Origin of the sequence: Micromonospora sp. NPDC049204 (assembly GCF_040647935.1) — a bacterium.
GTDB lineage: Bacteria > Actinomycetota > Actinomycetes > Mycobacteriales > Micromonosporaceae > Micromonospora.
Genome location: NZ_JBEZDC010000025.1, coordinates 24,957 through 51,952, shown reverse-complemented (window position 1 = coordinate 51,952; position 26,996 = coordinate 24,957). Strand labels below are relative to the sequence as shown.

Below are 26,996 nucleotides of genomic sequence, written 5' to 3'. Positions count from 1 at the left end.
CGGTCAGTCCGCCATGGTGCGTCGCCACGACAGGGCCCTCCTCTGCACGAGTCGGACGGCACCGTCGGACAGCAACCCGAGCAGTCCGTACAGCACGAGTCCGACGATGATCACGTCGGTCTGGCCGTACTCGCGGGCCAGTTCCATCATGTAGCCGATGCCGCTCGTCGAGTTGATCTGCTCGACGACCACCAGGGACAGCCACGCCCCGACGACCGCGAACCGCATGCCCAGCAGGAAGCCGGGCAGCGCTCCGGGCAGCACGATCCGGCGGATGAAGGCGGTCCGCCGCAGTCGCAGCGACTCGCCCAGCTCGACGTACCGGCTGTCGATGGTGCGCAGCCCGTTGTGGGTATGTATGTAGACGGGGACGAACACGCCGAGCGTGATGGTGATGACCTTCATCTGCTCGCCGATGCCGAACCAGAGGACGAGCAGCGGGATCAGCGCGAGGGCCGGGATGGCCCGCTTGATCTGGATCGGGCCGTCGAGGATGGCCTCACCCCACCGGCTCAGGCCCGCGAGCACCGCCAGCACGGTGCCGATGACGGTGCCGAGGGCGAGGCCCAGGCCGGCGCGCTGCGCCGAGACGACCAGGTTGTCCTGAAGACGCCCGTCGGCGATGAGGTCACCCGCCGTCGTCACCACGGTCCAGGGCGCCGAGAGGGTACGGGGATCGATCCACCCGCCTGCCGAACCGGCCGCCCACACCGCCAGGAGCAGGAACGGACCGATCGCCGCCCCGTACGGGATGGGGCGACCCGGCTTCAGCCGACGCCGCGGGCGCCGGGCGGCGACGGTGGCGGGCGGCCGAGGCCGGATCAGTGTCAGGACTGTCACTTGGCACCTCCCACGGTCAGTGCCTGCGCGCCCACGGCTTCGTACCGTCGGTCGTACAGGTCCTCGGCCCGGAGGGGCTTGTTGCCCGTCTCCTTGGCCAGCAGATCGATGGTTTCCTGGTGCCGGCCGATGGCCTCCGTCCAGCTGGACGGGATGTCGGCCACGCCGCCGTTCTCGACCAGCCACCTGCCGTCGTCGGTGGTCAGGCCCTGGTCCTTGACGTAGTACCGCTCGATCCACTCGTCCGGGTTGGCCTCGCGCCACCGCCAGGCCCGCGCCCACGCCTGCACGTACTCGCGGATCGCCGCCGCCTTGGCCGGGTCGCCGAGCACGGTGACCGGCGCGTACAGGTGTCCGGGGTCGTCGCGCAGTCCGTGCGAGATCGCGGTCGCGCCGTCCCGGCCGTACTTGCTTTCGTAGCGTTTGATCTGCACGCCGCCGATCGGGGCCACCTCGACCTGGCGGCTGGCGAGCGCTGTCCCGTAGACGTCGCCCGTGCTCGGCAGCTCGACCAGCTTGACGTCCTTCTTGCTGAGGCCGGCCTTGTGGAGTACCCGCAGCACCAGCGCTCCCTGCGCCTGCCCCGGGCTGTACGCGATCTTCTTCCCACGGAGGTCAGCGAGGGTGGCGACCGTGACGCCGGGTGCGATGCCGAGGCGGTAGATGGCGTGGTTGAGCGGGTCCTGGCGGTACTTCGAGGCGACGATCTTCGTGGGGATGCCGGTCCAGTGCGAGTGGATCGGGGGGATGTCCGCCACCGAGCCGAGGTCCACCGCCTTCGCGCGGAACGCCTCCAGGGTCTGCGGGCCGCCGCTGATGTTCGCCCACTCCACGGTGAAGGACAGCTTCTCCGCCTCCCCGGAGAACTCGATCGCCTTCTGGTGCTCCTTGTCCCCGATGACGAGCTTGGTGCCCTTCGGCACGACCTCCGGCAGTGGCTCGCCGGCGGCCAGGGCCACGGCGGGTGTCTCGTCGCCGGCGCAGGCGGTCAGGCCCAGCGTGACCGCGCCGAGGGTGGCGGACAGGAACGCCCGTCGATCCAGGAGGGATGGTGATCTCACGTACGACTCCTTCGTGGCTGGTTGCGGGACGGGGGCAGCACCCCACGTGCTCGAGGGGCGGCGTCGTCGCCGGGACTGCCGATCAGCGGCTCGGCGAGCACGATCGCGTGGCCACCAGCGGGCAGCGCTGGGTGACGCGACAGAAGCCAGGTGACCGGCTCGGCGCGCATCCGTTGATCGGGTGGAGGGAACGGCTGCCGGTCGTCGTCGAGCCGGCGGCGCCGCGGATGGAAGAAGCGGGTAACGCTCGCTCAGCGGCAGCAGCCGCAGGCGGCGGTCCAGCCACGGCAGCATCCCCGCGACACCGCGATGGCGGTGCCCCGAAGCAGGGTGTGCTGGCTGGTCATGGATACGACGCTAACCCACAATTCCTATGTGTCAACTAGGATTTCACGCGCTGGGACACGACGGCTGCGACGCCAACCCATCGACGGATTCGCTCAGCCGCCCAGCGGAACGCCGGCGCGGTACACGGCCAGCGGGCGGCGCAGCACGGTGATGTCGTCCGTCGGATCGCCGTCCACGACCAGCAGATCAGCCTCGAATCCGACGCGGATACGGCCCTTGCGCCGCCCCAGGCCACACACCTCGGCGCCGACCGAGGTGGCCGCGGTCAGTGCGGTGGCGGCGGGGATGCCGCACCCGACGTACTCGATGAGCGTCTCCGGGAGGATCCCGTGCGGCTTGGCGGGGCCGAGACCCGCGTCCGAGCCGGCCACCAGGCGGACCCCGGCCCGATGCAGGGTGGCGACGCCGTCGCGCAGTATGGCCTCGCTGAGCCCGGCGCGCGCCGCCATCGCCACCACCTCCGGCGGTGTCACCACGGCCGGGTCCGTGCCGAGCGTGGCGCAGACCGCCACGCCGGACGCGGCCAGGCGGTCCGCGAGCTCGTCGGGGACGTGGGCGCCGGTCGTGGTGACGCACGTGCAGTGCTCGATGCCGTCGACGCCGACGCGCACCGCCTGCTCGACCGCGCCGAGCGCGTGGGCGTGCGCGGTCACCGGCAGGCCGAGATCGTGTGCCTGGGTCAGCGCGGCGGTCAGCTCCTGGTCGCTGAACTGCGGCCGGGTCGTGTCGGTGCCGGGAGTGAACACCCCGCCGCTGGCCATGACCTTCACCAGGTCGGCGCCGGCCTCCGCCCGCAGGCGCACGGCCTCGCGGATCCCGTCGACGCCGCTCGCTTCGCCTCCCAGTGACCAGCAGTGTCCGCCGACGCTGGTGACGGGCGCGCCCGACCCCACCACCGTCGGCAGGTCGTCGCGTCCCTCCCGGTCCCGCCAGCGCAGCACGGCGTCCCGGCGGTCACCCAGGTCGCGGACGGTGGTGACGCCCGCCGCCAGGTGCGCACGCAGGGATGCCTCGACGACCCCGTCGAGGTCCGGCTCGGGACGCTCGGCGAGCCGGCCGAGCGCGTCGGGCCCGGCGTCGGCGCACAGGTGCACGTGCGCGTCGACCAGGCCGGGCAGCACCGTGGCGTCCGGCCCCTCACGCACCGGCCAGCCTTCCGGCGCCTCGGCCCAACCCCGGTGCACGTCGACGACGCGGCCGTCGTCCAGTAGGACGAGCACCCCTCCGTCCACGAGCCGCTCACCGTCGAACATCCGCGCCGCCCGGACCGCGTGCCGTGCCATTGACCCTCCCCGTGGGTTGCACCATCCCGGTCAGGCTCTCAGCTGACGACGCCGCGCGAGTACCCGCTCCGACGGGCGGAACCGTGGCACGTGCGAAGGCTCGGCCACTCCGGATCGAGGACCGGTGTCGGATTCACTAACCTTGGCCGACGTGACGGCATTCGACTGGACCGCGCTGCAGGCGGTGAGGGACGCGACAGCGGACGAGATCCCGGAGATGGTCGACCGCGCGTTGCGGTTTCTGGAGGATCTGCTGGTCGGGATCAACCACGTCTGCACGTTCACCCTCACCAGCGGACCGCTGCTGGGCGACGTGACCACCGGGGTGAACGCCCTGTTGCCGAAGGACTGCGCGGTATCCCGGCTGGCGCCGGTCAGCTCCTGGCCCGCGCTTGTCGACGCGGCGCTACCCGGACTGTTCCTCCCCGGGGAGCCGGCGTACGCGTGGGCCGAGAAGATGCCGGCCCGGCAGTTGGCCGAGGCGGTCGCCGGCTGGGTCGTGGCGCTGCTGCGGCGACTCTGGCCGGGCTCCGTGCAGTCCTGGGAGCTCACCGTCGACACCAGACAGTGGTACGAAGGCGTCTACGTCGACCTCGTCGTCCGTCGCGACGACCGGGTGTGGCTGCTGCACCTCGGTCTCAGCGACTGACGGCACCGGCAGCGGGTTCGTCGATGGCGGTGCCGGTGCGGGCGGCCCGTGCGGTGCCCCAGTCGTAGAGGGCCTGCAACACCGGGGCGAGGCTGAGTCCTTCCTCGGTGAGCCGGTACTCGACGTGCGGCGGGTTGGTCTCGCGGTCGTGCCGCAGGATGAGCCCGTCGGCCTCCAACTCGCGCAGACGCTGGGTCAGCATCTTCTCGCTGACCCCCGGCATCCGGCGGCGCAGTTCGCCATAGCGGTGTACGCCCTCCTTGAGGTGGGCCAGGATCACCGGCCGCCACTTGCCGCCGATGACGTCGACGGCGAACTCCACCGGGCAGTGGTAACGCTTGGGCATCGTGGCCTCCCTCGGGGCACGCACCAGATGGTGCGTACTTGATCGCCGTCGCTGCGGGTGTTGGGCTGTGCCCATGGTCATCGAGTACATCAGGTACCGCGTGCCGCAGGAGCGGCTGGACGGCTTCGAGGCGGCGTACGAGCGGGCCGCGGTCGCGCTCCGCGCCGCGCCGCAGTGCGTGGACTACGAGTTGAGCCGCTGCCTGGACGACCCTGCCACCTACGTGCTGCGCATCCGCTGGACGTCGGTGGACGAGCACCTCAGGGGGTTTCGGGGTGGCCCGGTGTTCGGGCGGTTCTTCGCCGCGATCAGGCCGTACGTCGAGGACATCGAGGAGATGCGGCACTACCGCCCGACCGGGATTTCCGGGTCTGGTGGCGCCGCACCGCCGAGCCTGTACGAGTGGGCCGGTGGTGTCGACGCGTTCGGGCGGCTCTGCGCTGCCTTCTACCGCCTGGTCCGCTCCGACGACCTGCTCGCACCGATCTTCGCGCGCATGGATCCGGCGCACGCCCACCATGTGGCGATGTGGCTGGCCGAGGTCTTCGGCGGCCCGGCCACCTACACCGCCGAGCGCGGCGGCTACCGCCACATGCTCGGCCAGCACCTGGGCCGGGCGATCAGCGAGGCCCAGCGTCGGCGGTGGGTCAACCTCATGATGGACGCCGCCGACGAGGTCGGCCTGCCCGACGACCCGGAGTTCCGCGCCGCCTTCACGGGCTACCTCGAATGGGGAACCCGGTTGGCGGTACGCAACTCCCAACCGGGCGCGGACCCGATCCGGCAGGCACCGGTACCACGCTGGGGCTGGGGGGTCGCTCCGCCCTACCAGGAGGGTCCGCGGCCCGCCGGCACGCGGGGAGCGGAATAGGCTTCGGCGATGAGCGGCGTGCTGAGCGGTACCCGAGACTCGATGAACCCCCTTCGCCAGCTCACGATCGATCAGCTCCGCGAACGGACGAGCCTCAAGTGGCGGGAGTACCCCGACGACGTGCTGCCGCTCTGGGTCGCGGAGATGGACGTGCCACTGGCCGAGCCGGTCGCGGCGGCGATCACCGACGCGGTCGCGCGCGGCGACACCGGCTACACCGCCGGGACGGCGTACCCGCAGGCGCTGGCGGAGTTCGCCCGGCGGCGGTGGGGGTGGGACGGGCTGGCGGTGGAGCGCACCGCGCTGGTGCCCGACGTGATGCACGGTGTCGTGGAGGCGCTGCGGCTGGTCACCGGGCCGGGCGACGCCGTGGTCGTCAACTGCCCGGTCTACCCGCCGTTCTACGAGTTCGTGGCGCACGCCGACCGTCGGATCGTGGAGGCGCCGCTCGGCGCTGACCTGCGGCTCGACCTCGGCACGCTGGAGGACGCGTTCCGCCAGGCCCGGGCCGGGGGGCGACCGGCCGCGTACCTGCTGTGCAGCCCGCACAACCCGACCGGCGTCCTGCACACCGCCGACGAGCTGGCCGCCGTCGCCAGCCTGGCCGAGCGACACGGGGTGCGGGTGGTCGCCGACGAGATCCACGCTCCCGTGGTGGGTGGGGGAGCGCGGTTCGTGCCGTACCTCTCGGTGCCCGGCGCGGAGAACGGCCTGTCGCTCATGTCGGCCTCCAAGGGATGGAACCTGGCCGGCCTGCGCGGTGCGCTGCTCATCGCCGGCCCGGCCGCGGCCACCGATCTCGTCCGCGTCCCGTTCGATGCCAGCGTCAGCACCAGCCACCTCGGCGTGATCGCGCACACCGCCGCCTTCCGCGACGGCGGCGAGTGGCTCGACGCCCTGCTGACCGGCCTGGACGACAACCGCCGGCTTCTCGCCGCGCTGCTCAGCGAGCACCTGCCGGCCATCCGTTACCGACCCGGGCAGGCCACGTACCTCGCCTGGCTGGACTGCCGCGCCCTCGGCCTCGGCGACGATCCCGCCGCCGTGTTCCTCGACCGTGGCCGGGTGGCGCTCAACTCGGGTCCGGCCTTCGGCAGCGGCGGCGACGGGCACGTCCGGCTGAACCTGGCCACCGCACCGGAGCTGATCACCGAGGCGGTACGCCGGATGGCGACCGCCGTCGCCGGGTAGATCACGGCACCGGGAGCGCGCCTGGGCGGCGACAATTGTCGGCGTGCCACCTGCCTTCGTGCTGCACCACCACCGCCGGCCCCGACCGCACTTCGACCTGCGGCTCGAGGAGGCCGGCGTGCTGCGTTCCTGGGCGGTGCCCCGCGGCCTGCCGGACAGTCCCCGCGCCAACCGGCTCGCGATCGCCGTGGCGGACCACCACCTTGATCACCTCACCTACGAGGACGCGGACAAGTCGATCGCCGACATCGGCACCTGGGAGGAGCACGACCGCGACGACCGCCGACTGCTGTTCACGTTGCACGGCCGCGCCGGTCGACGGCGGTACGCGCTCATCCGCACGGCCGAGGGGTGGCTGCTGCACCTGACGAAGGAGCAGCCCGCGGACGGGTGAGAGGGCCGGATGTTTCGGCCTCGCGGGACGGGTATTCAGGCGCACCGGCGCGGCCGTGGGTGGAACAGCGTCACGGAGTAAGGGAGTGCGTGTTATGTCTGATCCGCAGCCCACAATCGTTCTCGCCCACGGGGCGTTCGCCGAGTCGGCGAGCTGGAACGGCGTGATCGAGCGGCTGGGTGCCGCGTACGACTCGGTGGCCGCCGCCGTCCCGCTGCGGGAGGTCGCCGGCGACGCCGCCTACCTACGGGACGTGGTACGCGGGATCGGCGGCCCGGTCATCCTCGTCGGACACTCCTACGGTGGCATGGTGATCACGCAGGCCGCTGCCGACGAACCACTGGTGCGAGCCCTCGTGTACGTCAACGCGTTCGCCCCGGACACCGGCGAGTCGGGGCTGTCGCTGTCCGGGCAGTTCCCCGGCAGCACGCTCGCGGACACGCTGGTGAAGTACCCGCTCTCGTCCGGCGGCAACGAGGTGGCGATCGGCCAGGACGCCTACCACCAGCAGTTCGTCGCGGACGTGTCGGCCGACGTCGCCGCGCAGATGGCCCGCACGCAGCGGCCGATCACCGAGAAGGCGCTGGGTGACGGGCTCGCCGGCGACCCGGCGTGGCGATCGCTGCCCAGCTGGTTCGTGTTCGGGGACTCCGACAACAACATCCCGGTCGCCGCGCACCGGTTCATGGCCGAGCGCGCCCAACCGCGGGGCCAGCGTGAGGTCGCCGGCGGTTCGCACGCCATGGTGGTGGCCCGGCCGAGCGAGGTCACCGAGACGATCATCGAGGCGGTCCGGGGCGTGGGCGGCTGACCCGACCGCGGCTACGCGGGCGGCTCGACCGCCTCGACGAGGACCTGGAGCACGTGCCGGTACGGCTGCCCGGTGGCCCGGCTCATGCCCATCTCGCAGGTGCGGTTGCAGGAGGCGTACGCGTCGTGGTCGCGCTCGTTGACCTCGGCGGCCTGGGCGGCGGTGGCGCTCGCGGTCACCTCGGGATGCAGCATTCCCCGGTCGCCGGCGAAGGCACAGCATCCCCAACTGTCCGGCACGGTCACCGTGTCGGCGACGGCCTGGGCCACCGTGTGCAGGTCGTCGCTGCCGCCCAGGTGCACCGTGGAGCAGGTGGGGTGCAGGGCCAGCGAGCCCAGCCGGCGGGGTTCCGGCAGCGCTGGCAGGAGGTGCTCGGCGGTGAACGTGACGCTGTCGACGAACCGCAGGGCGTCGTACCGCGCCCGGTCCTCCTCGGCCAGGGCGGCGGTCAGCTGCGTCAGCCCGTGCGTGCAGGACGACGCGTCACACACGACGGGCAGGCGGCCCTGGTCGCTGGCCTCCCACAGCGTGGCGAGGGTCCGCTCGGCCATCTCGCGGTGACCGGCCGGATAGCCCTTGGACTGCCACGGCGTTCCGCAGCACAGGCCCGCCGTGCCGGCCGGCACGACGACCGGCACGCCGGCCAGCTCGCACAGGCGCAGGAACGCCGCCGCCGCGCCGCCGGCCGGACCGTCCTCCGGCGCGAAGAGGCTGCCCACGCAGGCCGCGAAGAACACCGCCTGGGCGTCCGGCGCGTTGCGGGGTCGGGGGCGGGGAGCGCCGGCACGCGGCATGTCGTCGCTCCACTGTGGCACCAGCTCGGTGGCGCCGAGCCCACGGATCACCCCGGTGGCGGCGCGGGTCAACGGTGTCGGCACGGCGTGTGCGGCGGTCAGCCCCAGGCGGACACCGGTCACGGCACCCTTCCAGTGCCGGGCGACGCCGCGGGCGGTGCGCTGGGCGGCAGGGCTGTGCCGTTCGGCGCGCAGCCGCTTCATCGCCGCGCCGGTGTCGATGCCGACCGGGCAGGCGGTGACGCAGAGGCTGTCCGCGGCGCAACTGTCCACCGCCGCGTACGCGTAGTCGGCCGTCAACTCCCGGCGGCGCTCCTCGTCGCCGGCGGCGGTGGCGAGGGCGATCTGCCGTTGCAGGACGATGCGCTGCCGGGGCGTGGTGGTGACGTCGGCGGTGGGGCAGACCGGCTCGCAGTAGCCGCACTCGACGCAGGCGTCCAGCTCGGGGTCGACCGTCGGGACGGCCTTGAGCTGCCGCAGGTGCACGGTCGGGTCGTCGTTGAGCAGCACACCGGGGTTGAGTAGGCCGCTGGGGTCGCACAGCCGCTTGAGGTCGCGCATCACGTCGTACAGCTCGTCGCCGTACTGGCGGCGGACGAAGGGGGCCATGGCCCGGCCGGTGCCGTGCTCGGCCTTGAGGGTGCCCCCCTCGCCGAGCACGAGGTCGACCATGTCGTCGGTGAACCGGGCGTAGCGGTCGATCTCGGCAGGTGTGTCGAAGGACTGGGTCAGCATGAAGTGCAGGTTGCCGTCGCGGGCGTGTCCGAAGATCACCGCGTCCGGGTAGCCGTGCCTGTCGAACAGGTCGATCAGCCCGTCGCAGGTGCCGGTCAGGCGCGGCATCGGCACCGCGATGTCCTCCAGCAGGGCCGTGGTGCCGGGCTCGCGGGCACCGGCGACCGCCGTGTAGAGGCCCTTGCGCAGGTGCCAGAGCTTGGCCCGTTCGCGGGGGTCGTGGGTCAGTGCGGTGCCGGTGACGGCGGGCAGCCGGTCGAGCACGGGCTGGGCCTCGGCAAGGGTCGCGGCCAGGCGTTCCGCGCTGTCCTCGGCGAACTCCACGAGCAGCGCGGCATGCCCGGCGACCGTCAGCCCGCGCAGGGCCGCGCTCGCGTCGGGGTCGCGCTGGCTGACCCGCAACGCGGCCGCGTCGAGCAGTTCGGCGGTACGCGCACCCACGGCGAGCAGGGCGGGCAGCGCGTCGGTGGCGGCGCTGAGACCCGGCAGGATCAGCAGTCCGGTGGCGGCGTGTTTGTGGATCTCGACGGTCCGGAAGACGGCCTCGGCCACGAAGCCCAGGGTGCCCTCGCTGCCGATCATCAGGTGGGCGAGCATGTCGGCCGGGCTGTCGTGGTCGAGCAGGGAGTTCAGCCCGTACCCCATGGTGTTCTTCATGGCGAACAGCCGCTCGATCGTGGCGCGGGAGTCCGGCGCCGAGCGCACCCGGTCGCGCAGGCGCAGCAGCCCGGCGTACAGCTCCGGCTCGTCGGCCCGCAGCCGGTCGTCGGCGTCGCGCGCGGCGGAGTCGACGACGGTGCCGGAGGGCAGGACGAAGCGCAACGACTCCATGGTGCGGTACGCGTTGTCGGTGGTGCCGCAGGTCATCCCGCTGGAGTTGTTGGCCACCATGCCACCCACCGTGCAGGCGGCCTCGCTGGCCGGGTCCGGGCCGAGCCGGCGGCCGTAGCGGGCCAGCCGGGCGTTGGCCTGCCGGATCGTGAGGCCCGGCTGGAGCCGGATGCGGCGGCCGTCGTCGAGCACCTCGGCGTGCCGCCAGTCGGTCCGGACGTCGACGAGCACGCCCGCCCCGCCGGCCTGCCCGGCGAGGCTGGTGCCGCCGCCGCGCAGGGTCAGCGGGACACGAGCCTCCCGGGCACCCGCCATCAGCGCCCCCACCTCGGCCGCCGAGGCGGCGCGCACCACGGCCTGCGGCTCGAACAGGTACGGCGAGGCGTCGTGCGCCGCCGCCAGCCTGCGGGGCAGCTCGGTGCTGGCCCGGCTCGGATCATCGAGGCGTGAGCGCAACAGCTCGGCGACCTCGCGGGCGCGGACGCCGGCCGTGGTCGGCGCGGGTACTCCTACGACGGGTCTCATGGGCGGATCCTCCCGGGAGGGGCGGTCAGTAGGCGACGATCAGCCGGTCCGGAGCGGTGTCGACAGGCGCCGGCAGCCGCAGCGCCTGCCGGCCGGGCGTGATGCTGCCGAGCACGGAGGCGTGCCGCGCGCCGGTGCCCGAGGGCAGGGTGCCCGGCAGCCCGTGCACGGTCAGGTAGCCGAGCAGCGCGAAGGCCAGTGCCTCCTTGGCGTCCGACGCGACACCCAGGTCGTCGCTGGACGACAGGTCGACGTCCGACAGCTCCTCGGCGATCATGCGCATCAGCGTCGGGTTGTGTGCGCCGCCGCCGGAGACGACGAGCCGGGTGACGCCGTGGTCGCGGCAGGCGCCGGCCACCGTGACCGCCGTCAGCCGGGTGAGCGTGGCCAGGACGTCCTGCGGATCCGGCGTGGGCGCGTCGGCGAGTGCGGCGAGCAGGTACGGCAGGTGGAACAGCTCCTTGCCGGTGCTCTTCGGGCCGGGCTGCCGGTAGTACGGCTCGTCGAGCAGCCGCCGCAGCAGGGCCTGGTCCACCTGCCCGGCCGCCGCCCCGCGCCCGTCCCGGTCGTACTCCTCGGTGCCGCCGCTGAAGTGGCGCGCGGCGGCGTCGAGGAGCGCGTTGGCCGGGCCGGTGTCGAACGCGAGCGGGTCCGCGTCCGGCGCCACGACGGTGATGTTGGCGATGCCGCCCAGGTTGAGCGCGGCGGGGACGCCGGGCAGGCCCCGCAGCAGCAGCGTGTCGAAGAGGGCGACCAGGGGAGCGCCCTGGCCGCCCGCCGCGACGTCACGGGTACGCAGGTCGGCCACGACCGGAAGGCCGGTGGCCTCCGCGATCCAGGCCGGCTGACCCAGTTGCAGGGTGCCCCGGACCACACCGCCGTCGACCCAGTGGTGCATGGTCTGCCCGTGCGAGACGACCAGGTCGGCGTCTCCGCCGCACAGCTCCACGAGCGCCCGCGCAGCGGCCTCGGCGAAGGCCTGGCCGATACCGGTGTCCAACACCGTGATCGCCTCGGTGCTGGTCGGCGCGGGCGGTAGGGCGGCGGCGATCCGGGTGCGCAGCTCCTCCGGGTACGGGTGGCTGAGCCGGCCCAGTGGCCGCATCCGCAGGGTGTCGCCGCTGAGGTCGAACTCGGCGGCGGCGGCTTCGATGCCGTCGTAGGAGGTGCCGGACATCAGGCCGATGACACGCATCACGTCCTCCTTCAGGCCCGGGCGGCGGGCTCTGCCGCGTCGTCGATCTCGTCGGCGCGTCCATGGTCGTACGGCGTCGCCGGGGCCGCGTGGAACCGGCTCGACACCGCGCCGACCAGCAGGGTGATCAGGACGCCGATCGGCACCAGCCACTGCGCGGCGATGGCGGTGGGGACGGTGTGCCCGGCCGTCGTGACGTCGATCTTGACGTAGCGGACGATGTAGGTCATCACCGCCACGGTGACGAGGAAGGCGATGAACGCGTCGACCTGGTTGGCCCGGCTGACCAGGCGGCCGAGCAGGAAGGCGCCGAGCAGCGCCCCGTAGGTGTAGCCGGCGATGGTCAGACCGGTCAGGTAGACGTTTCCGGTGCTGGAGCTGAACGCGCAGGCGAAGACCGCCATCAGCACCGCCCAGACCAGGGTCATCACCCGGGCGAGCCGCAGCATCGCGTCGTCGGAGGGGACCTTCCGGAAGAAGCTGTGGATGAAGTCCGCGACCGTGGAGTTCGACATCGAGTTGAGCGCCGAGGACAGCGAACCCATCGCGGCGCCGAGGATGCCGGCGACCAGCAGGCCCGAGATGCCCACCGGCAGGGCGTGCAGGATGAAGCTCGGGTAGAGGTTGTCGCTGCTGGCCAGGCCCAGCTCCTTGAAGGTCTGACCCTTGTTGTACGACCACAGCAGCGCGCCGACCAGGGAGAACGCCGCGAACTGGATGACCACGAAGATGCCCGAGGAGATCATCGCCTTCTGTCCCTCGCGCAGCGTGCGGGTGGACAGGATGCGCTGGACGATCAGCTGGTCCGACCCGTGGCTGGCCATCGCGAAGATCGCACCACCGATGATCGCCGTCGGCAGGGCGAACGGGCTGGTGAGCACGTGCGCGAGCGTGAAGTTGGTGTCGAAGAGCTGGAACTTGCCGGCGTCCAGCGCCTGCGAGTAGCCGTCGAAGCCGACGGCGTGGCTGAGCACCCCGATGGCCAGGATCGCCCCGCCCAGGTAGAGCCCCATCTGGATGGCGTCGGTCCAGATGACCGCCTTGATGCCACCGAGGTAGGTGTACACCACCGTGATCAGCGTCAGGACGATGATGATCGCCTGATAGCCGACATTCAGCCCGAACTCGTCGAGGAGCAGCTTGATGGGGATGGCCGAGGCGAACAGCCGTACGCCCTCGGCGAGCAGGCGGGTGAAGACGAACGTGACCGACGCCAGACCCTGGAGTTTCAGGCCGAACCGCTCACCGAGGTACTGGTAGGCGCTGACGAAGCCGCCCCGCTTGTAGAGCGGGATGAGCACCGCCGCCACGATGACGCGACCGATCACGTAGCCGAGGGCCAGTTCGACGTTGCCGAACCCCTGCCCGCTGTAGGCGCCACCGGGCACGCTGATCACGGTCAGGACGCTGGTTTCGGTGGCGACGACGGAGAACGAGACGGTCCACCACGGCAGTCGACCCTCGCCCACGAAGTAGTCCTTGGCGGACTTCTGTTTGCCGGACAGGCGTAGTCCCACGTAGGCGATCACCACGAGGTACAGCACGATCACGACAAGGTCGAGTTGACGCACGGCTCGCTCCCAACCAGGGGTTGTCAATAAGTGACGCATGTCTAGCGTATCGCGAAACTTTTTGCCAGTCCGCGTCCGGGCTGGCTACGCTGTGGTCCCGGCCTGCGGTTACGGGGAGGCGGGGGGTCCAGCGGAGTGGCCCACCCCCCACCGTGCCGACCAGGCTGGCACGGCCGGAACGGCACATTGCGGACGCGGCGCTCGACGAGCCGCAGCCCGTCGTTCGACCGGCGACTGAACACAGCGAGAGGAACGAGTAACCCCGTGGACCTCAGCACCCTCGGCACCGAGACCCGCAACGACAAGACCAGCGACCTCGACCTGATGTCCCCCACCGAGCTGCTCCTCGCGATGAACGACGAGGACCAGACGGTGGCCCAGGCGGTCCGGCGGGCCGTGCCGGACATCGCGGCCGCCGTCGACGTCGTCGTGGCGTCGCTCCGCCAGGGCGGGCGACTCATCTACCTCGGTGCCGGCACCAGCGGCCGGATCGGCATGCTCGACGCCGTCGAGATCCCACCCACCTTCGGTACGTCGCCCGACCGGGTTCTCGGCCTGCTCGCCGGGGGAGCGCGAGCCTTCGGTGTCGCCGTCGAGGGCGCGGAGGACGACCCGAAACGTGCCGTCGCCGATCTCGACGCGGTCGGCCTGACCGCCCGCGACACGGTGGTCGGGCTCGCCGCCAGCGGCCGCACCCCGTACGTGGTGGGCGGGCTGGAGCACGCCCGCGCGCTCGGCGCGTCGACAGTCTCGGTGGCCTGCAACTCCGACGCGGTGATCAGCAGGTACGCCGACGTCGCCATCGAGGTGCCCACCGGTCCCGAGGTGCTCACCGGCTCCACCCGGCTCAAGGCCGGCACCGCCGAGAAGCTCGTCTGCAACATGCTCTCGACCGCCACGATGGCCCGGCTCGGCAAGGTCTACGGCAATCTGATGGTGGACATGAACGCCACGAACGAGAAGCTCGTCGACCGGGCGCGGCGGATCGTCGCCGAGGCCGCCGACACGGATCTCGACAGCGCCGCGCGGGCCCTCGCGGCGGCGCACGGGCACGCCAAGACGGCAATCGTGCTGCTGCTCGCGAACTGCACCGCCGAGGAGGCCGCTGCGCGACTGCGCGCCGCCGACGACGACGTGCGGGCGGCCGTCGCGGCCTGACCGTCCCGCCCTGGCACGGGGACAGACCCGGGCACGGACTTTCTGTCGGGCCGCTCGCCTAGGGTTCGCGGCATGTACTTCGTGTGCCGGTGGCGCGAGGAATCGCCGTTCAGTAAGCGGGTGGTCACCCTGCCCGACGCGACGATTCTCGACTGGTTCCGCCGGGGCTGGGGCCGTGCCAACCCGCAGGGCTGGATCGAGAGCGAGCTGGGCGATGACGTGTACGGCCTGGACTCGATCTTCGAGGGGGAGCGGCACCTGCCGCTGCCGGAGACCCTCGACGACCTACGCGAGCTGCTGAACGAGCACCTCTACGTGGAGGGCGACGACGACGGCACGTTCATCCGGCTCGGCGAGGGCGCCCTGCGCGTGCGTACCGACGACGACGAGGTGGATCTGGCCTACTACTTCGTCGAGGAGGCCGCCGCCGTCGCGTCGCCGGACCGGCTCGCCTTCCTGCTGTACGACACCTGGCCACTGCCGGCCGTCGCCGCCGCGCCGGGCGCGATCTTCGACCACGGGCTGCCGGTCCGTACCGTGCGCATCGCCCCACCCGGGCCGGAGGCCGTGTTCTCGGTCCGTCTGGGTTGGGGCTCGCACGACGCCGACCGGACCCTGGACCTGGCTGGCGCCATCGCCTTTCCCGGGCTCACCCTGCCGGACCTCGCCACTCGTCTGCGTGCCGTCGACGCGCCCGGCACCCGCCGATGGCCCCACGATGCCCAGCTGTTGCGGGCCCTGGTCGCGCCCGACGAGACGGACGCCGGCGCGGCGCTGGAGCGCTACGTTCGGCTGTCCGGGTACGACCCGTCGCCCGCCAGCCTCGAGCTGGCATCGGCACACCACGCGATCCACCCGGAGGTGGTGCGGCTGCTGGCCCCGCAACCGTCCGTCGGGTCGCTGGTCCGGTCGGATCCGCACATCGCGCAGGTCGCCCGATACATCGACGACTTCTTCGGGTTCGACCAGTGGTTCCTCTTCGACACCAGGTGGGCGGCGGCACACCCGGCCCTGGCCCGTTCGTTGCTGCGCTACGCGGCGCACTGGGACCCGTACGACGACGCGACGGCGCAGTAGCTCTCCATCGTGGCCCGTGAGCGCTCCTCCGGCTCGGTCGAGAGTCGACGAAGCGCCCCGTCCGCGTCGGACGGGGCGCTTCGTGGTGTCAGCCGAGCGGTGGGTAGGAAACCGTGCGGTCCCCGTCGGCGTCGGTCGCGGTGGCCAGCTCGATCCGGGGGGACCGGTCCGGCGGGAGGTGGGCACGGTCGGCGATGACGACGACGTCCACCTCTCCGTCGATCATGGCCTGCTCGATGGTCTCCCACGATGCCCGCATGATTCCCGCGAATCGGTACGAGTGTCGGCGAAGGTGCGCAAGACACGTCGCGACGGCGTGCTCCGCCGGCTCGATGTGGGCGGGAATCCAGATGACGGCTATCTCCATGGTCTTCTCCTGATCAACGTCGTGGACGCGAGTGGGTGATCAGGAGTTGCTGTGGTGGCGGGGGACCCCGCTCCACCGGTCGGCTGGCAGCGCGCCTGTCGACCGCGGTAACGGTGCGCCCTGGACCCAGCGGCGCGCTGGGCGGCACCGCCTCAGCTGCCGACGTGGGCGGATCGGCACCGCCGGTGCCGACACCGGCGGGCGCCGACGCGAGCGCCAGCACGAGCGCCGGTGGCCCCGACGCCGGACGGACGGGTGGTCGGGACGGCTCGTCGATGCCCGCGGCCATCGCCACCCGCGCCCGATCCGGTGTTCGGCCGTCGGAGGTGTGGTGCCCGACGCGGAACACCGTCGCCGGCACGGGCGTCGACGGTGCCGGCGCCGACCGCGAGGCGGCGCGTGCCTCGGTGGAGGCCGAGTTCGGGGGTGGGGGCGTGGCCTGCGGCGAAGACGACGACGACGTACGGGCCGGCCGCGTCGGTACGACGGCAGAGGGATCACCCGACAACGTCGGCAGCGGATCGGCCGGCAGGGTCGGCAGCGGATCGGCCGGCAGGGTCGGCAGAGGGACGGCCGACGGCAGTGGCAGGGGAATTGCCGACGGCAGTGGCAGGGGAATTGCCGACGGCAGGGGCAGGGGGAGTGCGGTCGGCAACGGCAGGGGGACGGACACCTGCACCTCGACGAGGTCGGGCACCCGTACCGTGATGGTGCCTGGCGAGGAGTTGACCTCCACCGGCTGGAGACTCGTCGGCAACGGTAGCGGCGTGTCGGCGTGGGCGGGGTTGGCGCACAGGGTCGCCCCGAGCGCCGCGGCCCCGAGCGCCGCCGCTGGAAGGCTGTGCCTCAAGCGCATCAGACGGCGGCCCTCGACAGGTGCGCCGCGAGCCCGGCCCGGTGCGATTCACCGGTGCGCTGCCGCTGGCCGAGCGGATGCCCGACGCGTCCTGCCGTTCCCTCCATGTGCGGGTTCTTGCCCCGGGATTCCCCGGGCTACACCTTTCGTCAATGTCTGGGTGGTTGGCTCGCGTGAACGACCTGGACCCGGGCGATCGACGTCACTGATCGAGCGGGCGGATCACACCCGGGCTTCCGCGGGTGCCGGAGCGGGGTCGAGCGGCAGGTCACGCATCCGGCGGATCGGCGTCGAGAGATAGATGATCGGGGAGAGCACGGTGAGCGCCCCGAAGATCAGCAGGGTGGTGCGGGCGCCGAGCGGCCCGGCCAGGACGCCGGCGAGCAGACCGCCGAGCGGGATGGCACCCCAGGAGACGAACTTGACCGTGGCGATCACCCGCGACAGCAGCTCCGGCGGGCTGGCGAGCATCCGGTACGTGCGGGTGGTTACGCTGAGCACCACAGTGGATCCGGCGAAGATGAGATTCCCGACGGCGAAGGCGAGGTAGCCGGCGGTGCCGGTGCCCAGCGGGATGATGAGCGCGCCGACCACGCCGACGAAGGCCGAGATGATCAGGCCACGTGCGGTGCCGAACCGAGCGGTGAAGCGGGTGGTCAGCGCGGCGCCGATGAGCGTGCCGAGCCCGTCGGCGGCGATCAGCAGCCCGACCAGGAGCGGCGATGCGTGCAGCTCGCGCACCAGATAGAACGGAAAGAGGGCCAGCATGGCGCCGTTGACGAAGTTCGTCGCGGTGGCGTCCCACATGGCCGGTCCGATGATCGGGTGTCGCAGCACGTAGTGCCAGCCCTCGCGGATCATCGTGACCATCGGTGGCCGCTGGTCCGGTCGCCGCACCCGCCGGGCCGGCAGGGTGCGCAGCAGCACGGCGGAGACCAGATAACTGACGGCGTCCACGAAGAGCGTCGGCACCGCACCCAGCAGTTGCACCACGAGCCCGCCCAGGGACGGCCCGCCCAACTGGGTGGCGGCGAGGGTGCCGGAGTTGAGACTGTTGCGCGCCTGCAACTGCGCGGCCGGCACGATCTCGGGCAGGTAGGTCTGGTTCGCCACGTCGAACAGCACGTTGGCGAAGCTCACGACCAGGGCGACCACGACCAGTTGGGCCACCGTCAGGGTGTCGTACCACCAGGCCAGGGGGACGGACGCGATGGCGAGGGCCCGGATCAGGTCCAGGACGACCTGCATGCCGCGCAGCGGCAGGCGCTGCACGATCACCCCCGCCGGCAGGCTGATCAGGAGATACGCGAGATAGCCGGCCGCCGTGATCAGACCCATGTCGAAGGCTGACGCGTGCAGCACGACCAACGCGGTCATCGGCAGGGCCAGCCCGCCGACGGCCGAACCGAGGTGGCTGGTCGTGCTGGCCAACCACCAACGCCAGAAAGCGGTTAGTTCCATGATGGAACTCACTATAGGGATGGGAGTGCGGACGGTCGACCCCGCAGGCCCTGCCCGCGACGGCACCTTCGCGGGCGGGTCGGGCGCCGGAGCCCGCTTGCTGCCGAACCGTCGGGCGGTGGTGTCAGGGTCGTAGGCCGGTGACGACGATCTGAACGAGGTCGGTGTCGCCGCGGTGTCGTGCGGTCGCGACGCAGCCGACGACGAGGGACTGGACGTCATCGGGTGTGATGTCTGGGCGTACGGATCCGCGTTGCTGCGCTTCGTGTAGGAGTTCGGCGAAGGCGGTGTTGAGGGCGGCGTCGGCGTCGGCGGGAATCTGGTAGCCGCCGCTGGACAGTGCGTCGGCGACGGCGCGGTTGGCGAGGCCGGCGTCGACCATGACGGTGAAGAACTCGGTGAAGTCGATACCGGATCGGGCCTTGGCGGTCAGCGCCTGGACGCGGTCGAGCACCACGGCCTCGATCAGCGATTCCTTTGTCGGGAAGTGCCGATACATGGTTCCCGCGCCGACGCCTGCGCGCCGGGCGATGTCGTCGACGGGTACGCCCGCCCCTTCGGTGGCCAGGACCACGTAGGCGGTGTCCAGGATGCGTTGGCGATTGCGGCGAGCGTCGGCGCGCACGAAACCCTCCCTGTCGACAAGCGGGGCGGTCGTTCCGTATAGTTAAACGGGGCGACCGTTCCGATTATAGGAGACGTCATGTGGAGCACGCGCGACATGTCCCGCCTCGATGGCGCCACCGCGTTGGTGACCGGAGCCACCGGCGGCATCGGCCTGGAAACAGCGAAAGCCCTGAGCGCGCACGGAGTCCACGTCGTGATCGGCGCACGCGACACGGACCGCGGCGCGGACGCCATACGCCAGTTGCCCGGCAGGGGCAGCGTGCTCTCACTCGACCTGGCCTGCCTCGAATCGGTGCGGCAGGCGGCAACCGACCTCCACGAACGCGTCGATCGACTCGACATTCTGATCAACAACGCCGGTCTGTGGTGGCAGCCGGCCCGGCGCACCAAGGACGGCTTCGAGTCCCAGATCGGCGTCAACCACCTTGGCCACTTCGCGTTGACCGGACTGCTCCTCGACCTGGTCGAGCGATCGCCGGCCGGTCGGGTCGTCACCGTCAGCAGCATCGCAGCAGGCGCAGGCTCCATCACTCGTCTCGACCTGAGAAGTCTCGACGGATATCGGCCAACCACCGCCTACAACACCTCGAAGCTCGCGAATCTGCTCTTCGCGTTCGAGCTGCACCATCAGCTCACCGCGGCCGGCGCCTCGACGATCAGCCTGGCGGCCCACCCCGGCGCGGCGCGCACCGACCTGTTTCGCGACGCGTCGCCGGGATTCCGGGTGGCCAACGCGACGATCGGACGGCTGTTCACCCAGTCGCCTCAGGCTGGCGCGTTGCCAGTGCTACGGGCCGCCACCGACCCACAGGTCACCGGCGGTGAGTACTACGGGCCGGGCGGTCCCGGCCGCTTCAGGGGCGCCCCGAAACGGCAACAGGCCCCACGACGCGCCGGTGACCCGGCCGCGCGACGTCAGCTGTGGACGATGTCCGAGGAGGCGACAGGCGTGATCTACCCCCTGCGCGCCGGACCCGTGCGCTGAGACGATCGCTCGAACTCCACCTCCGCAACGGTCCGGACCCACGCGTGGAATGCCCGGATCGCTCGTGCCGGCGACGGTTGCCAGCGGATCTCGGCAGCGTTACGTTGAGATCTCATCGACGCACGTCGACGTCGCAACGTACGGGGGCCGCATGTCCACGCCTGTCACTCGTCGCACTGTTCTGGCCGGTGGAGCCGGTGCGGCCATCGGCCTGGCGGTGCCCGGCCTCGCCGCCCACGCCGGCGGCCGCCATCCCACGACCGTGCGCTTCACCCTCGACGCGACAACGCTCGACGGTGGTGAGCAGGTCACCTCGGTCACCCTCGACAGCGGCCGACTCGGGCCGATCGACCCGGCCGGGCTGACCCCCGGCACGTTCAGCGTGCACGCCAAGGCCACGAGTCCACTCCCGATCGCTCCCGGCGACCAGATCTTCAGCGAGTACGACCTGGACCGCACGGTCACCGCGGCCCGCCTCGACCGCCACGGCAACATCGTGCTGGAGCTGAGCCACGCCGAAGGTCAACCCGGCGGTGGCACCCTGGGCTACATCCTGAGCAAGGGCCGCAACGTGCGGCTGGACCTCGTCTACACCATCACGCAGAACGCCCCGATCGCCCGGCGCCACGGCTCGCCGGTCACCATCACGCGCTTCGTGCAGGGACGGCTGTCGAACCCCGAGGTGGACGCCTTCAGCTACCACGTCTCGGGCTCGGGTATGAAGTACCGGCTGTATTCACCCGACCACTCGGCTGGGCACGGTCGACGACCGCTGATCGTCTGGCTGCACGGCGCCGGCGAGGGCGCCTCGTTGCCGGACGACTACTACGACAACGAGACCACCCTGCGCGCCAACCGCGGGGCGCTCGGCTTCGCCACTCCCCAGGCGCAGCGGATCTTCTCCGGCGCGTACGTCGTGGCTCCGCAGAGCACCTCCTACTGGATGGAGGACGGCCCCCGGTTCGCCCCGCTGATCCGCGAGATCGTCCAGGACCTCGTGCGCCGCAAGCGCGTCGACCCCGACCGGATCTACGTGGTCGGTTGCAGCAACGGCGGCTACATGTCCCTGGAGATGACCGTCACCTATCCCGACCTGTTCGCCGCGTCGGTGCCGATCTGCGGCGTCGTCGAGCCGCTCGGCGGGGACGGCCCGCCGCTGATCACCGACGCGGAACTGGCGGCGATTCGGACCCCGACCTGGCTGGTCACCTCGCGTGACGACGACACCGTGCCACCGGAGACCAACACGATCCACGCCCACGACCTCATCCCGGGATCGCTGATCACCCTGTACGACCAGGTCGTCTGGAACGGCTACCGGTTCCCCGGCCACTGGTCCTGGATCTACGTGGCCCGCAACGACCCGAGCCGCAACGGCACCCACATCTGGCAGTGGATGGCCCGCCGCCGTCGGTGAGCGCGGCGAGTGCGGCCGTCCGAACCCGGGCGGCCGCACCCCCTCGGCTCAACACCAGGTGAGAGTCGAGTTGACCCGCGTGACGTTGCTGATCGTGTTGCTCGCTCCACCGCAGGGGCTCTGGGTGATGTTGGTGCCGCTGACCGTCAGATTCTGGAACCGGATGCCGGACGAGATCGGAAACTCGCTCCGCGCCGCGATCCGTATCTCACCGCCGCCCGTCACCGTCCCGGAGACCCCGGCGATGACGACGTTGTAGCAGTTCTCCACCAGGATCGCGTTGTTGCCGGTGTTCGAGATCGTGACCCGGTCGATGACCGCGCCGCCGGACTCGGACACGCAGAAGATCCCCCGGCCACCCCCGGACGCGAGCACGGTGCCGACCCGGATGTTCGTCGGGTACGCGTTGCCCACCCGGCCGTTGCGGTTGGCCATCCGGAACGCCGCGTACCCGGTGCCGGCCCCGGCGCCCTGCGCGTCGACGGTGCCCACCGTGGCGTTGATCGTGTCGTTGAGCAGCAGGCCGGAGTCGCGGGTGTTCCGGGCCGTGACCGTGCCGATCGTGAGACCGTCCACGCCGTACGTCTCCACCCCGTGGGTGCCGGTCCCGGACACGTACACGGTGTCGATGCGGACGTTGCGCACCTTGACCGCTCGATCTCCACCGTGGTTGTCGATGCGGACGCCCAGACCGGCGGAGAGTCGCATGTCGATCTGCCCGAGGGTCAGGTTGTTCACGTTGCGCATGAAGATCCCGTACAACGGGGAGCCGGTGAGCGTGAGGTTCTGCACCTCGACGTCAGTTGTCCCCCGCGAGTACACCGGCGCCTGGTCGCCCGAGCCCGACCCGGTCACGTTTATCGTGCCGCACACGGCCAGGGTCGTGTACGACGGCAGCGACAACCGGGACCCCGCGCTCATCGAACCGGAGCCGCGAACCACCACCCGCTGCTTCGACGTTCGACCCGCCGAGAGCGAGTTGACCGCCGCCTGCATCGCCGACAGCATGTCCGCGCCCGAGTAGACGGTCGACGAGCCGTTACGGGATGTCCAGGTGCCCCCGCTCAGCACGGCCTCGGCGTTGCTCGACCCGCTGCCACACCCGGTACCCCCGCCGCCCATCTGCACCAACTGCCACTGCTGGTTGGGTCCGTTGACGTCGGCGTACTGACTGATCCGGCCGCCGTCGACCGTGGACCGTTCCCAGACCTCGAGGGCCTTGGCGGAGTGACGGTTGATCAGCCGGACGTGGCCACCGTCGGAGTCGAGTACCTGGAACTGCTGGTTGGTGCCATTGACGTCGGACCACTGGCGGTACTCCGCGCCGTCGGCGGTGTTCCACTCCCAGAGGTCGACGACCTTGCCGCTGTGCCGGGCCTTGAGCCGGTAGTAACCGCCGCCGGAGGAGACGAACTGGAACTGCTGCCACGCGCCGTCGTTACGGGACCACTGCTGGAGCACCGCGCCGTCCGCCGTCGAGGTGTCCCGCACGTCGAGCACCTTGCCGCTGTATCGGTTGACCAGGACGTAGGAGGCGTTGGTGTCGATGCTCGCCGCCGTCGCCGGCGGTGCGCCGACCAGGACGGCGGCGGCCGCGCCGACCAGCGTGGTGATCATGGCGAGGACCAGGGCCGTACGCCGGCCCCGACGGATCGATCCGCCGCCGGACGGTCTTGTCCTGAGAGTGAAGCGCATCGCTCCTCCTGGGCTGGATCGGCTCCGGGCGAGCCGGGACGGTGTCGACGGCCGCGGTCGTCGCAGCCGGTGGGCGGCTATTCCAGGTGGAAGGTGGCCGTGGCGCGGTCGGCGCTCGAACTCACCGGCTCGACGTAGAGCAGTCCGCCGCGGTGGCGCACGTGTCGGCCCGGGAAGTTGTGGGACTCCAGAGAGATCCCGGCGCTGTCGGCGAGGCCGGACTGGCGGCGGAAGCTCGCGTCGCCGCCGAAGAGGGCGGAGCCGTCGTTCTTCTCGACGTACAGGGCGTAGCCCCGGTGGCGCAGGTAGTACCCGGGGAAGTTCGTCGACTCCAGCGACACCGATCCACCGCCGGCGAGCCCGGTGACGATCCGGAACTGCGAGTCGGCCAGATTTGTCACGTTCGGCTCGATCCGGGCCCGGTACTCCCAGTGCCGGATGTAGCTGGTGGCCAGGTCGTGGGAGCGCAGCCGGACCGGGGTGGCCCCGTCGGGCACGGGAATGCCGAAGTTCGGGGTGCCGTCGGCGTTCCAGTACACCTTCTGGAGCCGGGTCCGCCGGTTCGGGTCGTTGAGCGGATCACCGCTGATGTCGCGGTAGTTGCGGTCGTGATAGACCAGGATGTCGCTCTGCCCATCCTCGGAGACGGTGAACGAGTTGTGGCCGGGGCCGTACTGGCCGGTGGCCGCGTTGCTGACGAACACCGGGTTGGGGCTCTTGCTCCAGGAGGCGGCGTCGAGCAGGTTCGCGGTGGCGGAGGCGCTCAACATCCCCAGGCAGTAGTTGGCGTCCGTGGCGCTGGCCGAGTAGGTCAGGAAGATCCGGCCGTTGCGTTGGATCACCGCCGGTCCCTCGGCGACCCGGTAGCCGCGGGTCTCCCAGTCGTACGTCGGCACGACCAGCCGGGTCACGGTGCCCGTGATCTGCCAGGGGTTGGCACCCATCCGGGCCAGGTACACGTTGGAGTTGTTGGAGATGCCCGGTTCCTGCTGGGCCCAGGTCAGATAGCGCACCCCGTTCGCGACGAATGTCGACGCGTCCAGGCTGAAGGTGTCCCAGGGGGTCGTGATCCGTCCCCGTTCGGTCCACGAGCCGGTGAGCGGATTGGCGTTGGCGTTCTCCAGCGCGTACATCCGGATCCGCCACACGTCGTCGGTGCGGCCCGCGGCGAAGTAGATGTACCACCTGTTGTTGATGAAGTGGATCTCCGGTGCCCAGATGTGGGCGCCCATCTCTCCGCTGGTGTGGCGACTCCAGATCGTCGTCTCCGCCGCCGTCGCCAGCCCCGGCAGGGTGGTCGCACGTCGCAGCACGATCCGGTCGTACTGCGGCACCGTGGCGGTCAGGTAGTAGTAGCCGTCGGTGTGCCGGAAGATGTGCGGGTCGGCCCGCTGGTTCACCAGTGGGTTGGTGTAGTTGACGGCCGGCGCGGCCTGCGCCGGCCCCGCGGCCGGCAGTCCGGCGGAGACGGCGAGCAGCACCAGCACGGCGGCCACGACCGACCGTCGGCGTCGGCGGCCCCGGCGGTCGGCGCGCGCCGGACCGATGGCGCAGTGGGTCGCCGGCTCGGTGCGGGGGAGTGGCAGCGGCATCTGTCCTCCGTGCGGTTCGTGAGCGACCCGTGTGTCGGCGGCGTGACGGTGGTGTTGCGTCCAGGTAGCGCCATAATGTTGGCGTTAACATTGATGAGTGTCAAGGAAACCGTGCCGTTGACCTGCCCAGCGTCCCGCCGAGAGTCGGACGGTGTCCGTCCCACCGGGTCGATCGAGCGTCGACCGGGCGGCCACGGTCAGGGGGCGACCAGGCCGGTCCGGTACGCCACGACGACGGCCTGGACCCGGTCGCGGAGGCCCAACTTGGCCAGGATCCGGGCGACATGCGTCTTCACTGTCGCCTCCGACAGGTGCAGGCGGCCGGCGAGTTCGGCGTTGCTCAGGCCGTGCGCCAGCAGACCCAGCACCTCCATCTCACGCGGGGTCAGAGCGGCCAGGTCCCGGTGGATGGCCGGCGGGTCGGTGTCGCGCTGGGCGAACCGTTGCACCAGCCGCCTGGTGATCGCCGGCGCCAGCAGCGCGTCACCGGTGCGGACCAGCCGGACCGCACCCACCAGATGCTCCGGGGTGACGTCCTTGAGCAGGAAGCCGCTCGCTCCCGCGGTGAGGGCCGCGTACACGTACTGGTCGAGGTCGAATGTCGTGAGCATGATGATGCGCGGTGCCTCGCCGACGCCGGCGAGGATCTGGCGGGCGGCCGCGAGACCGTCCAGGTCGGGCATTCGGATGTCCATCAGGACCACGTCGGGCCGGTGCCGGTGGACCGCCTCGACGGCCTCGACCCCGGTCGTCGCCTCGGCGACCACGTCGATCCCGTCGGCGGTCAGGATCATCCGGAACCCGGCCCGGACCAACGCCTGGTCGTCAGCGACCACCACCCGCAGCGCTGCGGTCATGCCGTGCCCCCCAGAGGTGTGCCCGCCCGGCCGTCGCCCGCGACGTCGTCGATCAGGGCATTGTCCACCGGGATCAGGGCCTGGACCCGGTATCCGCCGGTGAGTCGTGGACCCGCCTGCACCGTGCCCCCGTAGACCGCCAGTCGCTCGCGCAGACCGATCAGCCCGCGCCCGGTGCCGGTGCCGGCGGTCACGCCGGCTCGGCCGCCGGTGTCGGTCACCTCGACCCGCAGGTGCGTCCCGGCATAGTCGACGAGCACGCGCACGGATGCGCCGGCAGCGTGTTTGACGGCGTTCGTCAACGCCTCCTGCACCAGTCGGTACACGGTCAGCTCGATGCCGGACGGCAGCGGCCCCCGCTGCCCGCGCACCACCAGCTCGACCTCGACACCCGAGTCGCGCACCCGCCGCACCAGTGCGTCCAGCCCATCGAGGCCGGGCTGCGGAGCCAGGTCGGCGGCGCCCTCCTGCCCCAGGACGTCGCCGTCCATCGTGAGCAGCCCCATCACGTGCCGCAGCTCGGTCATCGCCGCCCGGCCGCCGGCTTCGACCGCGAGCAGCGCCGCCCGGGCGTCCTCGGGCCTGGACTCCATCACCTTGCGGGCCGCGCCGGCCTGGATCACCATCACGCTGACGTTGTGGGTCACCACGTCGTGCAGCTCCCGGGCGATCCGGGCACGTTCGACCTCCGTCGCCCGGCGCAGCGCCTCGACCTGCTCATGCTCCATGGCCGACATCCGCGCCCGGCCCTCGTCGGCGTGCTCCTTCCACCGGCGTAGCCCGTCGGCCGCCACCGCGATCGGCAGCAGGATCAGAAACGGCACGGCGCTGTCGGACACCGAGCTGGCGTCCGACTGCAACCCGGCGTGCAGAATCGCGGCCGCCGGCAGGCTGGCCAACGCCAGGATCTTGTACGGACTGAAGACCGCGGCGCTGTAGCCGGCCACCACGCAGGCGAAGAAGGACAGCCGCAGCGCGGCCGGATTGTCGTCGACCAGCCCGGCGCTGGCCAGCACCACCCAGAGCGTCCCCAGCGGGTACCGGCGGCGAAACAGCAACGGCAGGACGACGAGCATGAGCAGCGCCGCCGTCCAGCCGGTGCCGTCGTCCTCGACCGGCAGGAAGGGTGGCCACACCGGGTCGGGTGGCACCGGCGGACCCGGCCAGAGCTCGCCCCGCTCGAACACGATGCGGTGCTCCGCCGGCCGGTCATCGACACCCCTGTCCGCCTGGATGGCGAGGAGACCGAGCCCGAGCGCCAACAGCGCGTCGAACAGCTGCCCCCGGCGCGACAACAGCGGCAGCTGGCCGACCGGACGCGCCAGGGACCGGATGTGCGACCACAGCCGGATCACCACCGCACGCCACGTCATCGGTTCATTCTCGGTGCCGACCGCGCCGCTGCCTATCCGCCTGGCGAGCGGTGTCGCTACATCGCACGCCTACGTCGCAGGGATGA

General features: G+C 71.4%; 25 protein-coding genes. 9 read left to right on the top strand and 16 right to left on the bottom strand.

Features of this window, described 5'->3' with window-relative positions; translation table 11 throughout:
• Window positions 1-3 precede the first annotated feature (3 nt).
• The 4 genes from AB0A90_RS32560 to AB0A90_RS32545 form a co-directional block, all read right to left on the bottom strand.
• A complete protein-coding gene (locus tag AB0A90_RS32560; protein WP_357255444.1) occupies window positions 4-840 on the bottom strand; it encodes an ABC transporter permease in 837 nt (278 codons plus the stop codon).
• Window positions 837-1,901 (bottom strand): ABC transporter substrate-binding protein, encoded by a 1,065-nt coding sequence (locus AB0A90_RS32555; protein WP_357255441.1) that lies wholly within the window; start codon window positions 1,899-1,901, stop codon window positions 837-839. Before AB0A90_RS32555 ends, AB0A90_RS32560 begins: the two co-directional genes overlap by 4 nt.
• The gene (locus AB0A90_RS32550; RefSeq protein ID WP_357255439.1) at window positions 1,898-2,071 is read right to left on the bottom strand and encodes a hypothetical protein; all 174 of its coding nucleotides are present in this window, start codon (window positions 2,069-2,071) and stop codon (window positions 1,898-1,900) included. The genes AB0A90_RS32555 and AB0A90_RS32550 overlap by 4 nt, the downstream gene beginning before the upstream one ends.
• Window positions 2,072-2,341: 270 nt before the next feature.
• Window positions 2,342-3,532, bottom strand: coding sequence for an amidohydrolase family protein (locus AB0A90_RS32545; protein ID WP_357255436.1), 1,191 nt, complete (start codon window positions 3,530-3,532; stop codon window positions 2,342-2,344).
• 151 nt (window positions 3,533-3,683) lie between these two features.
• On the opposite strand from AB0A90_RS32545, the gene AB0A90_RS32540 reads away from it, so the two are divergent.
• A complete protein-coding gene (locus tag AB0A90_RS32540; RefSeq protein ID WP_357255433.1) occupies window positions 3,684-4,181 on the top strand; it encodes a hypothetical protein in 498 nt (165 codons plus the stop codon).
• On the opposite strand, the gene AB0A90_RS32535 is transcribed toward AB0A90_RS32540, so the two are convergent.
• On the bottom strand, window positions 4,171-4,527 hold the full coding sequence (locus AB0A90_RS32535; protein ID WP_357255431.1) for a helix-turn-helix domain-containing protein: 357 nt from the start codon (window positions 4,525-4,527) through the stop codon (window positions 4,171-4,173). The two genes, AB0A90_RS32540 and AB0A90_RS32535, sit on opposite strands and share 11 nt — an antisense overlap.
• A 73-nt stretch (window positions 4,528-4,600) precedes the next feature.
• On the opposite strand from AB0A90_RS32535, the gene AB0A90_RS32530 reads away from it, so the two are divergent.
• From AB0A90_RS32530 to AB0A90_RS32515, 4 genes are all read left to right on the top strand, one after another.
• Window positions 4,601-5,398: an antibiotic biosynthesis monooxygenase gene (locus AB0A90_RS32530; protein ID WP_357255428.1), complete on the top strand. Its 798-nt coding sequence runs from the start codon at window positions 4,601-4,603 to the stop codon at window positions 5,396-5,398.
• A gap of 9 nt (window positions 5,399-5,407) precedes the next feature.
• Window positions 5,408-6,589 (top strand): MalY/PatB family protein, encoded by a 1,182-nt coding sequence (locus AB0A90_RS32525; protein ID WP_357255425.1) that lies wholly within the window; start codon window positions 5,408-5,410, stop codon window positions 6,587-6,589.
• Between the two features lie 43 nt (window positions 6,590-6,632).
• Complete coding sequence (locus AB0A90_RS32520) at window positions 6,633-6,983, top strand: DNA polymerase ligase N-terminal domain-containing protein (protein ID WP_357255422.1); 351 nt, start codon at window positions 6,633-6,635, stop codon at window positions 6,981-6,983.
• A 94-nt stretch (window positions 6,984-7,077) separates the two neighbouring features.
• Window positions 7,078-7,794, top strand: a complete 717-nt coding sequence (locus AB0A90_RS32515; protein ID WP_357255419.1) for an alpha/beta hydrolase — start codon at window positions 7,078-7,080, stop codon at window positions 7,792-7,794.
• Window positions 7,795-7,805: 11 nt separating this feature from the next.
• Here the strand turns inward: AB0A90_RS32515 and AB0A90_RS32510 are convergent, their stop codons facing one another.
• The 3 genes from AB0A90_RS32510 to AB0A90_RS32500 are packed head-to-tail and all read right to left on the bottom strand — an operon-like array spanning window position 7,806 to window position 13,445.
• A complete protein-coding gene (locus AB0A90_RS32510; protein WP_357255416.1) occupies window positions 7,806-10,679 on the bottom strand; it encodes an FAD-binding and (Fe-S)-binding domain-containing protein in 2,874 nt (957 codons plus the stop codon).
• A 25-nt stretch (window positions 10,680-10,704) separates the two neighbouring features.
• Window positions 10,705-11,874, bottom strand: a complete 1,170-nt coding sequence (locus AB0A90_RS32505; protein ID WP_357255413.1) for an anhydro-N-acetylmuramic acid kinase — start codon at window positions 11,872-11,874, stop codon at window positions 10,705-10,707.
• Window positions 11,875-11,885: 11 nt separating this feature from the next.
• On the bottom strand, window positions 11,886-13,445 hold the full coding sequence (locus AB0A90_RS32500; protein ID WP_357255411.1) for a sodium:solute symporter: 1,560 nt from the start codon (window positions 13,443-13,445) through the stop codon (window positions 11,886-11,888).
• Window positions 13,446-13,709: 264 nt separating this feature from the next.
• On the opposite strand from AB0A90_RS32500, the gene murQ reads away from it, so the two are divergent.
• Both murQ and AB0A90_RS32490 read left to right on the top strand, forming a co-directional pair.
• Window positions 13,710-14,603: an N-acetylmuramic acid 6-phosphate etherase gene (gene murQ, locus AB0A90_RS32495; RefSeq protein ID WP_357255410.1), complete on the top strand. Its 894-nt coding sequence runs from the start codon at window positions 13,710-13,712 to the stop codon at window positions 14,601-14,603.
• 72 nt (window positions 14,604-14,675) lie between these two features.
• Window positions 14,676-15,680 (top strand): hypothetical protein, encoded by a 1,005-nt coding sequence (locus AB0A90_RS32490; RefSeq protein WP_357255407.1) that lies wholly within the window; start codon window positions 14,676-14,678, stop codon window positions 15,678-15,680.
• A gap of 88 nt (window positions 15,681-15,768) precedes the next feature.
• On the opposite strand, the gene AB0A90_RS32485 is transcribed toward AB0A90_RS32490, so the two are convergent.
• The 4 genes from AB0A90_RS32485 to AB0A90_RS32470 form a co-directional block, all read right to left on the bottom strand.
• A complete protein-coding gene (locus tag AB0A90_RS32485) occupies window positions 15,769-16,047 on the bottom strand; it encodes a hypothetical protein (protein WP_357255405.1) in 279 nt (92 codons plus the stop codon).
• Between the two features lie 13 nt (window positions 16,048-16,060).
• On the bottom strand, window positions 16,061-16,903 hold the full coding sequence (locus AB0A90_RS32480) for a hypothetical protein (protein ID WP_357255402.1): 843 nt from the start codon (window positions 16,901-16,903) through the stop codon (window positions 16,061-16,063).
• Between the two features lie 222 nt (window positions 16,904-17,125).
• Window positions 17,126-18,364 carry an MFS transporter gene (locus AB0A90_RS32475; RefSeq protein WP_357255400.1) on the bottom strand — a complete coding sequence of 413 codons (1,239 nt, stop codon included), beginning with the start codon at window positions 18,362-18,364 and terminating at the stop codon, window positions 17,126-17,128.
• A 124-nt stretch (window positions 18,365-18,488) separates the two neighbouring features.
• Window positions 18,489-18,989: a helix-turn-helix domain-containing protein gene (locus tag AB0A90_RS32470; RefSeq protein ID WP_357255398.1), complete on the bottom strand. Its 501-nt coding sequence runs from the start codon at window positions 18,987-18,989 to the stop codon at window positions 18,489-18,491.
• Between the two features lie 78 nt (window positions 18,990-19,067).
• On the opposite strand from AB0A90_RS32470, the gene AB0A90_RS32465 reads away from it, so the two are divergent.
• Together AB0A90_RS32465 and AB0A90_RS32460 are read left to right on the top strand one after the other, a co-directional pair.
• Window positions 19,068-19,976 carry an oxidoreductase gene (locus AB0A90_RS32465; protein ID WP_357255395.1) on the top strand — a complete coding sequence of 303 codons (909 nt, stop codon included), beginning with the start codon at window positions 19,068-19,070 and terminating at the stop codon, window positions 19,974-19,976.
• Between the two features lie 151 nt (window positions 19,977-20,127).
• On the top strand, window positions 20,128-21,393 hold the full coding sequence (locus AB0A90_RS32460; protein ID WP_357255392.1) for a PHB depolymerase family esterase: 1,266 nt from the start codon (window positions 20,128-20,130) through the stop codon (window positions 21,391-21,393).
• A 48-nt stretch (window positions 21,394-21,441) separates the two neighbouring features.
• Here AB0A90_RS32460 and AB0A90_RS32455 read toward each other — a convergent pair whose 3' ends face one another.
• From AB0A90_RS32455 to AB0A90_RS32440, 4 genes are all read right to left on the bottom strand, one after another.
• Entirely contained in the window at window positions 21,442-23,010 is a 1,569-nt protein-coding gene (locus tag AB0A90_RS32455; RefSeq protein ID WP_357255476.1) for an RICIN domain-containing protein, read from the bottom strand.
• A 155-nt stretch (window positions 23,011-23,165) separates the two neighbouring features.
• Complete coding sequence (locus AB0A90_RS32450) at window positions 23,166-24,680, bottom strand: family 43 glycosylhydrolase (RefSeq protein ID WP_357255389.1); 1,515 nt, start codon at window positions 24,678-24,680, stop codon at window positions 23,166-23,168.
• Between the two features lie 197 nt (window positions 24,681-24,877).
• On the bottom strand, window positions 24,878-25,537 hold the full coding sequence (locus tag AB0A90_RS32445) for a response regulator transcription factor (RefSeq protein ID WP_357255386.1): 660 nt from the start codon (window positions 25,535-25,537) through the stop codon (window positions 24,878-24,880).
• Window positions 25,534-26,910: a histidine kinase gene (locus AB0A90_RS32440; RefSeq protein ID WP_357255383.1), complete on the bottom strand. Its 1,377-nt coding sequence runs from the start codon at window positions 26,908-26,910 to the stop codon at window positions 25,534-25,536. The genes AB0A90_RS32445 and AB0A90_RS32440 overlap by 4 nt, the downstream gene beginning before the upstream one ends.
• Between the last annotated feature and the right edge of the window lie 86 nt (window positions 26,911-26,996).

What these genes read in the sequence shown, in the direction of transcription:
- AB0A90_RS32460 (WP_357255392.1), top strand. Translation starts at nt 20,128, where the DNA reads ATGTCCACGCCTGTCACTCGTCGCACTGTTCTGGCCGGTGGAGCCGGT.
- AB0A90_RS32550 (WP_357255439.1), bottom strand. Translation starts at nt 2,071, where the DNA reads ATGCGCGCCGAGCCGGTCACCTGGCTTCTGTCGCGTCACCCAGCGCTG.
- AB0A90_RS32465 (WP_357255395.1), top strand. Translation starts at nt 19,068, where the DNA reads ATGTGGAGCACGCGCGACATGTCCCGCCTCGATGGCGCCACCGCGTTG.
- AB0A90_RS32515 (WP_357255419.1), top strand. Translation starts at nt 7,078, where the DNA reads ATGTCTGATCCGCAGCCCACAATCGTTCTCGCCCACGGGGCGTTCGCC.
- AB0A90_RS32475 (WP_357255400.1), bottom strand. Translation starts at nt 18,364, where the DNA reads ATGGAACTAACCGCTTTCTGGCGTTGGTGGTTGGCCAGCACGACCAGC.
- AB0A90_RS32505 (WP_357255413.1), bottom strand. Translation starts at nt 11,874, where the DNA reads ATGCGTGTCATCGGCCTGATGTCCGGCACCTCCTACGACGGCATCGAA.
- AB0A90_RS32445 (WP_357255386.1), bottom strand. Translation starts at nt 25,537, where the DNA reads ATGACCGCAGCGCTGCGGGTGGTGGTCGCTGACGACCAGGCGTTGGTC.
- AB0A90_RS32535 (WP_357255431.1), bottom strand. Translation starts at nt 4,527, where the DNA reads ATGCCCAAGCGTTACCACTGCCCGGTGGAGTTCGCCGTCGACGTCATC.
- AB0A90_RS32450 (WP_357255389.1), bottom strand. Translation starts at nt 24,680, where the DNA reads ATGCCGCTGCCACTCCCCCGCACCGAGCCGGCGACCCACTGCGCCATC.
- AB0A90_RS32440 (WP_357255383.1), bottom strand. Translation starts at nt 26,910, where the DNA reads ATGACGTGGCGTGCGGTGGTGATCCGGCTGTGGTCGCACATCCGGTCC.
- AB0A90_RS32545 (WP_357255436.1), bottom strand. Translation starts at nt 3,532, where the DNA reads ATGGCACGGCACGCGGTCCGGGCGGCGCGGATGTTCGACGGTGAGCGG.
- AB0A90_RS32510 (WP_357255416.1), bottom strand. Translation starts at nt 10,679, where the DNA reads ATGAGACCCGTCGTAGGAGTACCCGCGCCGACCACGGCCGGCGTCCGC.
- AB0A90_RS32480 (WP_357255402.1), bottom strand. Translation starts at nt 16,903, where the DNA reads ATGCGCTTGAGGCACAGCCTTCCAGCGGCGGCGCTCGGGGCCGCGGCG.
- AB0A90_RS32525 (WP_357255425.1), top strand. Translation starts at nt 5,408, where the DNA reads ATGAGCGGCGTGCTGAGCGGTACCCGAGACTCGATGAACCCCCTTCGC.
- AB0A90_RS32530 (WP_357255428.1), top strand. Translation starts at nt 4,601, where the DNA reads ATGGTCATCGAGTACATCAGGTACCGCGTGCCGCAGGAGCGGCTGGAC.
- AB0A90_RS32485 (WP_357255405.1), bottom strand. Translation starts at nt 16,047, where the DNA reads ATGGAGATAGCCGTCATCTGGATTCCCGCCCACATCGAGCCGGCGGAG.
- AB0A90_RS32455 (WP_357255476.1), bottom strand. Translation starts at nt 23,010, where the DNA reads ATGATCACCACGCTGGTCGGCGCGGCCGCCGCCGTCCTGGTCGGCGCA.
- AB0A90_RS32490 (WP_357255407.1), top strand. Translation starts at nt 14,676, where the DNA reads ATGTACTTCGTGTGCCGGTGGCGCGAGGAATCGCCGTTCAGTAAGCGG.